Annotated in this window: 7 protein-coding genes; 5 read left to right on the forward strand and 2 right to left on the reverse strand. The window is 45.1% G+C overall.

The window, feature by feature from the left end; all coding sequences use genetic code 11:
• Positions 1-316: 316 nt before the first annotated feature.
• From FNW02_RS36130 to FNW02_RS36150, 5 genes are all read left to right on the forward strand, one after another.
• A complete protein-coding gene (locus FNW02_RS36130) occupies positions 317-1246 on the forward strand; it encodes a tyrosine-type recombinase/integrase (protein WP_191762300.1) in 930 nt (309 codons plus the stop codon).
• Between the two features lie 302 nt (positions 1247-1548).
• Entirely contained in the window at positions 1549-1746 is a 198-nt protein-coding gene (locus FNW02_RS36135; protein WP_191762301.1) for a hypothetical protein, read from the forward strand.
• A gap of 69 nt (positions 1747-1815) precedes the next feature.
• Positions 1816-1953: a hypothetical protein gene (locus FNW02_RS36140; protein WP_191762302.1), complete on the forward strand. Its 138-nt coding sequence runs from the start codon at positions 1816-1818 to the stop codon at positions 1951-1953.
• 154 nt (positions 1954-2107) lie between these two features.
• Positions 2108-2530, forward strand: coding sequence for a hypothetical protein (locus tag FNW02_RS36145; RefSeq protein WP_191762303.1), 423 nt, complete (start codon positions 2108-2110; stop codon positions 2528-2530).
• Positions 2527-5796, forward strand: a complete 3270-nt coding sequence (locus FNW02_RS36150; protein WP_191762304.1) for a tetratricopeptide repeat protein — start codon at positions 2527-2529, stop codon at positions 5794-5796. The genes FNW02_RS36145 and FNW02_RS36150 overlap by 4 nt, the downstream gene beginning before the upstream one ends.
• Positions 5797-6101: 305 nt before the next feature.
• Here FNW02_RS36150 and FNW02_RS36155 read toward each other — a convergent pair whose 3' ends face one another.
• On the reverse strand, positions 6102-7550 hold the full coding sequence (locus FNW02_RS36155) for a hypothetical protein (RefSeq protein WP_191762305.1): 1449 nt from the start codon (positions 7548-7550) through the stop codon (positions 6102-6104).
• A gap of 2 nt (positions 7551-7552) precedes the next feature.
• Positions 7553-10530 (reverse strand): plasmid replication protein, CyRepA1 family (locus tag FNW02_RS36160; protein ID WP_191762306.1); only part of this gene is annotated, 2978 nt, incomplete at its 5' end.

A 10530-nucleotide genomic window follows, 5' to 3' on the forward strand; every position in this document is an offset into this window, starting at 1 on the left:
AGTATCTTCTTTGGCAAAGCTATCTCCAATAGACAACATCGGTTTAATAAACTATTACGTCCTACAGCCCGAAACTAAGGGAACATCTAGTACATAAGGTAAGAAAACTTGTCTTTTGTGGGCTGCTGTGCTATCTCCATACTTGTATACATAGTTGCACAAGCTTCAGCATTATTGACCGACTACAAGCAAAATTACATAAATTAGTCAATTAAATAAAGTGAGTTGGAATGCCCATAACGAGGGAGAATAAAAATCAGACACTATAAAACCAGACGAAACTGTGCTTGTGTCTGATTAATTAGGGAGTATAAGAATGACGCTCTCTGTTGTCCACATAAACAAGTACCGCAAGGCGATCGCTTCTCTTGGGGCAGTGCAGGCAGAGGCGAAGTTGATTGCGCTATGGCTGGATGGAAAAGCTGATTCTTCTGTCCAGGCATATCGGCGCTACATTAGGCGGTTCTTAGATTTCTTGGACAAGCCCCTCAAGAAAGTAACTTATGAAGATTTGGTGGAATACAGTACACAATTCCAGGGGCAAGCTGACAGTACCCGGCGAATTTACATTGCCGCAGTCAAAAGCCTGATTAGTTTCGCTCACAAAATTGGATATATCCCTTTTAATGTTGGTATGGCAATAAAGCTGGGTGAACTGCCGGATGTCATTAATGAACGCTATTTAGACGAAGCAGACATCAAATTAATGGTGCGGGCAGCACAAAAACATCTAGAACTTGCCACAACTCCTAAGCGACAATATACAGCTAAAAGAAATTTACTGATAATTAAGCTGCTGTACCAAGCAGGGCTTAGGGCCAACGAAATCTGTCAGTTAACTTGGGCAGACTTAACTCCCAGAAACGAAAGTGGTCAGGTGTACGTGCGAAAAGCTAAAGGCAGCAAAAACCGTACCATCCTCATCAAGCCGAAGTTATGGACTGAACTAATGGAGTTTAAGTCAGATGCTAGTGCTACAGATGCAGTTTTCTCCAGTCAAAAGGGTGGACACTTGGAGCGCCAAAATTTACACCCGATAGTGAAAGCGATCGCAGCCGTTGCTGGACTAAGTGATAAAGTGTCAGCTCACTGGTTGCGTCATGCCCACGGGTCACATGCCATTGAGAGAGGAACCAACCCTGTACTGGTAAAAGATACTTTGGGTCACTCCAACCTGGCAATTACTGACCGCTACCTCAAAGCTAGACCCAACGACAGCAGTGCTTTAAACTTAATGGATCTTTGACATTTACGCAGTTTGCTCTGCGGAAATCTACCAATTTCTGACCATTCACCACTCGAATAGCCAAATACTGCCGCAGCAAAACTCTCGACTTGCCCCCAGTTGCACGTGTGAACAGCAACTTGCGGGCCGACAATCAGCACTCAGCGCGATCGCTCTTTGTTATAAAGTGGAGCATATAAGGAGAGTACAACAGATACAGCCAAGCCAAATTGTAACTAAAAACTGAGCAATTGAAGACCCAAGCCGACCACACGGAGAACATCAAAAATCTAGCGACCAGTTGCAATCAGCTAGGGATAGCCTTGAGCGCATTAAATCTAACGTCGCAGCAACAGCTAGAGCAATTGACTCACTTAACCAAACTCTCAGCCAATTTGAGCAATGTTTCCCCACAGCAACCAGAGACATTGAGCCAACCGTTGCAAGAACAATTGAACGAGATTCAGGCGAAGATTTCTCTATTGAACCAAAAAGACGTGGAATCGGTCGTTAAAGGTTAGGGTAGAGCTTTTATTATCTGGCTTGTCTCTCCGATCTCATTTTTTATTCTGTTTTGGTTTTATTCACACATGACCCCAATCCCTACTCCTATTGAAACTACCGAGTCTCTACAGAAAATTTTGCAGAATACTGATTGGAGTAATGCCAAGCTTCAACGGGTTGAGAAAAAGTTGGGGACAGATCCTAATCAGAGACGGCGGCGGTAAAAAAATGATGTTGAAAACGTGATTTAAAACAACTGTGTCTGCATTACACGTAATGGAGATTTGGTGTAATCAAAAAATTATGTGAATTTACGGAATCTCTTAGAGAAACCATGTATATTCAGTAAAATATGCTGCTCAAGAAGGTAGATAGTACATGGAGCCACTAACAGCGGGTGCGATCGCTTTTACAACATGGGTGGTGGGTAAACTGATTGACTGGTCAACAGACAAAACTTTTGATATAGCTTCGGAACGGCTGATGCAACTGATAAAGCAGAAATCGCCAGACACAGCCAAAACCTTAACGGCAGCAGCAGGACGTGCAGCTTTAGTGCCTGATGAGAGAGAAGATATTGGGGAAGCTGTCTTGGTGGAAGAAGTGAAAAAGGCCGCAGCTAAAGACCCGGAAATTAAAGCAGCAGTACAAGCATTAGGAAATGATGTAAATCAAACTGTAAAGGAGAATACTGAAGTTGAAAAGCGTTTGACAACTGTGATTGAAAATTGGCAAGGCATTAACATCAAAGGCGGAAAGCCAACTATCAGCAACAATACCTTCAATTTTGGTAACAAATGACTAATGAAAACTGGCAAGGTATCAATATAAAAGGCGGAAATCCGATTATTAAGGATAATAATATTATCTTTGAGTCGCCTGAAGAAAATCCCCCAAATAATATTTTATTTCAAGGTTCTGCCAACTTTGTAGGGCGAGAGCTAGAACTGAGGATAGTAAGTGAAAAGTTGCACAAATCAAGTGTAGTAGCAATATCTGCTATGTCAGGTATGGGAGGAGTGGGCAAAACGGAATTAGCAACACAGTATGCACGAAGATATGAAGCAGATTATTCAGGAGGCATTTGTTGGTTAAGTGCAAGAGAATTAAATCTAGCAGCACAAGTTGTGCAGTTTGCTAGTGAGCAAATGAAATTAGAAGTACCGCAGCAGAATGTGAACGGAGAGGCGCTAAGTCTGAGTGAACAGGTAACTTGGTGTTGGCGAAACTGGCGACCGCAACAAGGGTTAGTGTTGGTAGTTCTAGACGATGTTACAGAATTAGAAAGTTGTCGGGAGTTTTTGCCGAGTAGTAACCGTTTTCGTGTACTGATCACAACGCGGCGACGAAATTTAGACTCGAATATTTATGAGATACCTCTAGATGTGCTGTCAGCACCAGAAGCTTTGCAGTTGTTAACAGCCTTAGTGGGTGAAACAAAAGTCAAGCGTGAATTAGAGACAGCCAAAGAGTTATGTGAATGGTTGGGATATTTGCCGTTAGGGTTGGAATTGGTAGGGGGGTATATAGCAAAAAAGCCTCCCAATTGGACTATAGCAAAAATGTTGCAGAGGCTAAAAGAGCAGCAATTAAAAGATGAAGCGCTTAATGTAGAGCAGCAAAAATTACAAAAAACTTTAAGTACAGCACAGCGAGGGGTATTAGCAGCATTTGAGTTAAGTTGGCTGGAGCTGGAACATAGAACTCAAAATGTTGCAATATTGTTGAGTTTATTTGCTCCAGGGATTTTTATATGGGAGTGGGTAGAATCTACAGTTGGTTCACTCAAATGGGTGGCGAGTGATGCTGATACAGCAAATGAGCAATTATATGAACGTAATTTGATTCAATGGGTAGAAGATACGGATGGAAACTATAAAATCAAAATACATCCTTTAATTCGGGAGTTTTTAAAAGTCAAGCTAGCACTCTCAGAACAAGCTTATGATTTGAAGTCGGCTTTTGTGAAAACATTTGTAGAAATTGCCCAAACAATCTCTCCTCCACTTACTCAAGAGAACATTAAATTATTAAAAGATGCAATACCGCATTTGGCGGAGGTAGCACAAAATCTAACTGATGTACTTAGTAATGAAAATTTAAGCCAGCCCTTTGTTGGCTTAGGTAGATTTTATCAGGAACAGGGGTTGTATACTTTAGCAGAACCTTGGTATGAAGGATGCATATCAGCATTAAAAGCCCGTTTTGGGGAAGAACATCCTGAGGTTGCAGCCACTTGTAACAACTTGGCTCTACTCTACAGAAGTCAAGGAAAATACATGGAAGCAGAACCTCTGTACCTCAAAGCATTATCCTTAGAGCAAGAGCTGCTGGGAGAGGAGCATCTTGAGGTTGCAACCACTTATAACAACTTGGCAGTACTCTACAAAAGACAAGGTAGGTACACAGAAGCAGAACCTCTCTATCTCAAAGCATTATCCTTAAGGCAAAAGCTGCTGGGGGAGGAGCATCCTGAGGTCGCAAGCAATTGCAATAACTTGGGTATGCTCTACGAAAGCCAAGGTAGGTACACAGAAGCAGAACCGCTCTTGCTCAAAGCATTAGAACTTTGGCAAAGACTGTCGGGGGAGGAGCATCCTCATGTCGCCTTCGCTTACAGCAACTTGGGTATACTCTACGAAAGACAAGGTAGGTACACAGAAGCAGAACCGCTCTTGCTCAAAGCATTATCCTTAAGGCAAAGGCTGCTGGGGGATGAGCATCCTGATGTTGCAACCAGTTACAACAACTTGGCAGTACTCTACAAAAGCCAGGGTAGGTATACAGAAGCAGAATCTCTGTACCTCAAAGCATTAGAACTTGAGCAAAGGCTGCTGGGGGAGGAGCATCCTGATGTCGCAACCGCTTACCATAACTTGGCTTTCCTCTACTATAGCCAAGGACGGTACATAGAAACAGAACCTCTGTACCTCAAAGTATTAGAACTAAGGCAAAGGCTGCTGGGCGAGGAGCATCCTGATGTCGCAACCACTTACAAAAGCTTGGCTGAACTCTACGACAACTGGGCTTTAGTCTACGATAACCAAGGACGGTATGCAGAAGCAGAACTCCTGTACCTCAAACTATTATCCTTAACGCAAAGGTTGCTGGGGGAGGAACATCGTGATGTCCTAACCAGTTACAACCACTTGGCAGGAATCTATTATAGCCAAGGACGGTACATAGAAGCAGAACCTCTGTTGCTCAAAGCATTATCTTTAAGGCAAATGCTGCTGGGGGAGGAGCATTCTGATGTTGCAATTAGTTACAACAATTTGGCTCAACTCTACTATAGCCAAGGTAAGTACACAGAAGCAGAGCCTATGTACCTCAAAGCATTATCCCTAATGCAAAGGCCGCTGCTAGAGGAGCATTCTTGGATCGCAATCAGTTACAACAACTTAGCAGTAATCTACGAAAGACAAGGTAGATACACAGAGGCAGAACCGATATACCTTAAAGCATTATCCCTAATGCAAATGCTGCTGGGGGAGGAGCATCCTGATGTCGCAACCAGTTACAACAACTTGGCAGGAATCTACTATAGCCAAGGTAGGTATACAGAAGCAGAACCGGTCTTGCTCAAAGCATTAGAACTAGAGCAAAGGCTGCTGGGAGAGGAGCATCGTGCAGTCGCAACCACTTACCACAACTTGGCTCAACTTTACGAAAAACAAGGAAGGTATACAGAAGCGGAACCTCTGTGCCTCAAAGCATTATCTCTAATGCAAAGACTGCTAGGGGAGAAGCATTATGAGGTCGCAAACAGTTACAACATCTTGGGTCAACTCTACAATAGCCAAGGAAGGTACATAGAGGCAGAACCGCTATTTCTCAAAGCATTAGAACTAAGGCAAAGGCTGCTGGGGGAGGAGCATCCTGATGTTGCAACTAGTTACAACAGCTTGGCTCAACTCTACAATAGCCAAGGAAAGTACACACAAGCAGAACCGCTTTTGCTCAAAGCCTTGAGAATTGTTGAACAAAGATTAGGAGTTGCACATCATAACACAATTACTATTCGTAAAAATCTGGAATGGGTGCGAGATGAAATTTCAAAAAGTTAATGTAGCGGAAAGTTGCGATCACTACTGAAGAGAAAAGTAATCACAAAGTCACACCTTGGGTGATCGCAGGGAATTAAGCCAGTGCCGAGCAACAGCGATGCGAGGCTGCGGCTCTCACTCATGCTTTGAGAGTTCAGCTTTCACGCTCAAAGTAAGAAAGAGTATAATCTGCATTGCTTAATTATTTGCCGCGAACGCTTACAATTCTGGCCCCGCCTGCCACAGTAAATCCTCACTCCATTGCTTGAGCAGGGCTTTGATAATATAGCTTCAAGTTCAGCGATCGCTCTAATTAACCGTCGCCATCATCTCTCACCTCCATGCTGCCAAAACCGCAACTCGGACTTGAAATACCTCTCAGTTTTCTTAGACTCATTGCGCCAGTGATCCCAAGCCACTATCACCTCCTCTCCGAAATCCTCTATGACTTCCCCCCTCTCCATATATAAAGTGCGGTAAGGGTCAGCGTGGGCAACAATGGAACCAACTTCAATCAATTCGCAATTAGAAGAACCAGATGCGGCAAGACTTTCGTGAGAAACCGTCTGTTCTGCAATTTTGGAGGATTCAGCTTTCTCTAGGGCCGCGATTAGCTCTGTCTGTTGTGGTGTCAACTCTGCTCTAATGTCCTGCTTGATTACCTCGTACTCTTGCGCCACTGCCCAATAGTCCTGCCAGCTACACCCAGGGTTTAACAACACCCGTCTAATATCGCTAACCGCCTGTGGCAGCGGTTGCAATTGTTCCGTCCTTATGGCAATCGCCTCTGGTGTAGGACTACTGCCCAAGATTATCGCCGCAGCTTCCATCGCTTTGGTGTTGTTCATCGCGGTGGCGATCTGCTTCAGTGCCATGCCCATGAGCCGCAGACATTCTTGGGCATTGTCTAGTGGCGGCGAAACTGCTAGCTCACGCAGATCAATAGTTTCTAAGAGCGCTTGTTTGACCTGCTTGTTTAAAGCTTTGGTTGCCTGCTGGGTCATGGTATTCCCCCACTGCTGGGCAGGTCGTGATTCTACAGCGTGTTCCAATTCCTGGATACGTTGCTGTAGCTGCTGGTTCTCAATCTCCAACTGCCGGAGCGATTCCATCTCATCCAAACGTTGCTGCAACTGAATATTTTGCTCTTTCTGTTGCTGGAGTAATTTCTGGTATGCCTCCAGTTGCTCCTTAATTTGTGCTTCGGCTCTGGCAGTAGCCTCTGCTTGCAAGCCAATCCTCAATTCCTGTTCCAGTCGCTCTAACTCAAGCTTGTGCTGCTCTTTGATTGCTGCGACGTTTTCAATATTTTCAGGAACCAATGGTTCCTGAACTTTTTTGCGTAGTGGCAAAGGAACCACTTTTTTGGCAGCAGCGGCAAAGTCCGATTCGCTGGGGGAGGGATTTTCCTCAAGTGCAAGAGCTACGGCAGCCTTAAGTTTTTCTGGCTCTTTGGCTAACCGAGCTAGTGAACGGGCTTGGCGCTCATTTTTGATGTGTTCGCCAAATTCCCCGGCAGCCTCAATAACCTTATGCGCTCCTAGCAGCTGATTGATCCGCCGATACCCACCCCAAGCAGATAGTTCATGCTGGCAGTATTCTTCAAAGTTGTTATATCCAGCATCCTTAAATACCTGTTGCGATCGCATAAGGAGAATTTCGTCTACCGCCTGGGACTCGAATCGGTCGATGGCGGTGAAGGTTTCTTTGATATTGCTGTTGATCACATCGTAGTCGAGTGCTGTTGTTGGTTCTTCTTTATTTAGTGTCAGCATAGTTACGAACCCTCCATCGGCAACACCTCTTCTGTTAGCAAGGCATAAAACTCCGGTACTACCTGCTCCAAAGAGCGCAGTTCATTCGCCGCTAGAGCCTCCAATTCCAGCACCGCCTGCCAGCGCAAATCAGATGTCCAGCGTTTAAGGATGCCTTTAATCGCATCTACCCCTTTAGCAATGCCATCTCTAAGCGTTTGCACACAGTCGAGTAGAGGAGTCGATTCATTGAATTGCGTGGTATCCACCCCTCCCGATAGGGGGTTCCCTATAGCAATATAGGGGGGGGTGGATACGGGAGAGCTATTCGGCTCAATCCCGTACTCAGTCTGGATTTTAGCTTGATAATAGAAGGAATTGGCGCTCAATTCCCGTTTGTTTTGGCGATGAGCCATTACTTGTTTTGCAAATTCCAATTCCTCCACAGCAAGCGAATAAATTTTCACCTGCTCACCGCGTGGCCCCTGCTTGCGGCAAGCTAACTTGAGTCCCAGCTGCTCAAGCATTGTGGCCAGCAACCAAACTGGTTCACAATTACTGGGGATTGTGAAACCAAGAATTGCTTTAATGTGAGCAGCACAATCAATTGCGATCGCCCTCATATTTAGTAAGTCGCAGTCAGTGGACGTAATTTCGCTTCCGACTACCAATTGTTTAAGAATGTGATGCAAACCCAAGTTAAATCTCGCCAACCAATGAGCGGAATAATTACCCCAGTCGAAGCTAAAAGGTAAATTATCCCGTTGGCTGCGGTCTTTTTGGGTGACAATTGTTGGTGGTGCGGGGTATTGCTGTCCAGTCTTGGGGTCAACAATCGATTCACTTGGTTCAGATAATATGGCCTCAAGAGAAGCGATCGCTCTAATTAACCGACCGCCGTCATCTAATTCAACCAGTTCGGGCGTAACGGACATCCCGTAGGAATCAAATATGCGAAACTTTTCACATTCAAAAACTTCCTGGGGTGTCAGGTAATCTTTGCTCTGACGGGCGCGGTATTCACTCAAGGTAATATTGTTAGCCTTGGCAACAGCCGAATAATGGGCAATGTCCAAAGCCGATGCCGCAACTTTTAGAGATTCTAGAGATTCATGATCATCATCACTGCCCACTGATACTATGGTATTGCCCATCTCCGTAAGCAGCGATCGCAGATCATCCCGGAGATTATTGAGAGAATAGTGACGGTTAGCTTGAATTTGACAGTAAGCTTCTAGCGCCCAATCTTTCTCTGCTCCCCGTGCTCCTGTTTTGCGGTCAATTCGCAACAGAAAAGCAGTCATTTCGTTGGTTTGGAGTAATCGCTGTTTGATTTTTGTGGCGTTGGTATCTTTGTAACCAAAGGGAGGGCGAGGAGCCACCCAAACGTGAAACGGAACTTTGGGGCGATAACGGTAGAGCTGTTGAGCGCATTCGGTTGCCGTTTGGGAAACGCCGTGAAAAACACCAAACACCAAATCAAAATGATATTGGGAGATATCTACACCAGTTCCCAAGCTGGGGGAGGTGAGTAAAGCATCGAGGTTTTTGACGGCGTTGGTAATATCTTTGATGAAAGCAATGTTCTCCTCGCTGCCGGAGTTGTCTGAATGCACAGACCAAATCCGTAATTTTGTGAGTGTAGGAGACGGGGAAGAGTTAGGAGATTCTTCGCACTTGGAGGAGAGTGATTTTTCAAGTTTCTTGATGAAACGCTTGGAGTCGCTGACCACCATGATTTTCTGTCCTGCCATTAGTGCCGCCGAGATTTGCGCGACTAGAGCGCTGGAATTATCCCCCTCGTACCAGTGAATAGTGCGTGAGCCATTTCTCCACTCGTTTTTGATGATGTACGGGATTTCCCCTGATGGACGCATTGCTCGAAAGAAGTCCACCGTCAGGTCATCCATGTGTGCATCGGCGATGACCACCAATGGCGCATTGTATACTATATATTCCAGTACTTCCAGTATTGCGGCGCGATGTGATTTGCAAGTATTACTGTGTAGTAGGTGAGTGAGGTATTGGCAGGCCTCATCAATAAATATGCAGCCGTAGGTGAGAGATTGGGTATTTAGCTTGTGCAAGCTGTCAATAGTAATGCTCAGAGCTGTGGCTTTGGCTAACCCCACGTAACCAAGTTCTGAATACATGGCAGTCCCCAAGCGTTCGGCAAGATTTTTCAGGAGATTTACGCGATGACCATTGTTAAGAAATCTTGCTGAAGGATTTTGGTCACGCCACCAGCGCATTAGTTCAGTTTTGCCAGTGCCCATGTCACTCCATAAAATCACAAGTCCTGCAAACGGAAAGCGGAAAGTAGAGCGACTCTGAGATTTGTATGAATCAACTTCAAGAGAATCTTTTGACTCCTTGTTGAATTTTTCTTCGATAACAGAAGGAGTAAACAATTTTTCCTTTTCAATCTCATAAAGCTCTGGTACGGATGAACATTCTTCAAGCTCTTTAATGCACAAGGCTTGGGAGAGATATTTGACGTTGACTGTCACATCTGGTTTGTACTTACTAAGTCCCCACTTCTTAGCCCGATACGAGCGCTGGTAATCTTTAAGCGATTTGGCATCATCAATGATCGCGCTCAGTAAGACATTCGCATCTTTATTTCGCGCTACCACAAAATCATCAACGCCTTTCTCTGGCCCCGGCAGTAATGCCACTTCGCATTCCCCACCAGCTGCTTCGATTGCTCTACCAGTACGAACCGTTGCCTGAAAAACTGACCAGCGGGTATTTGACCTGGTTTCGTAGTCAAATAATATAATGAACTTGCGTCCCGCCTGAGCCAATGGTACTAAGTCAGGATGCAACCGTTCATCAAAATCCAGCTTGCCAACTCGCCCGTTCCAAATGCCGGGGAGTGCTAGAGCTACAAACCCCAGACTTAGTAAGCAAGCGGCCTTCTTCTCACCTTCGCAAAGTATTATTGGTATCTCCGAGTGTGCGATGACCCACTCCCAGAAGATCAGCGGATTGAGTCGAT

Origin of the sequence: Komarekiella delphini-convector SJRDD-AB1 (assembly GCF_014831675.1) — a bacterium.
GTDB lineage: Bacteria > Cyanobacteriota > Cyanobacteriia > Cyanobacteriales > Nostocaceae > Komarekiella.

Coding starts and splice junctions, on each gene's coding strand:
- FNW02_RS36140 (WP_191762302.1), top strand. CDS start 1,816: ATGACCCCAATCCCTACTCCTATTGAAACTACCGAGTCTCTACAGAAA.
- FNW02_RS36150 (WP_191762304.1), top strand. CDS start 2,527: ATGACTAATGAAAACTGGCAAGGTATCAATATAAAAGGCGGAAATCCG.
- FNW02_RS36145 (WP_191762303.1), top strand. CDS start 2,108: ATGGAGCCACTAACAGCGGGTGCGATCGCTTTTACAACATGGGTGGTG.
- FNW02_RS36155 (WP_191762305.1), bottom strand. CDS start 7,550: ATGCTGACACTAAATAAAGAAGAACCAACAACAGCACTCGACTACGAT.
- FNW02_RS36130 (WP_191762300.1), top strand. CDS start 317: ATGACGCTCTCTGTTGTCCACATAAACAAGTACCGCAAGGCGATCGCT.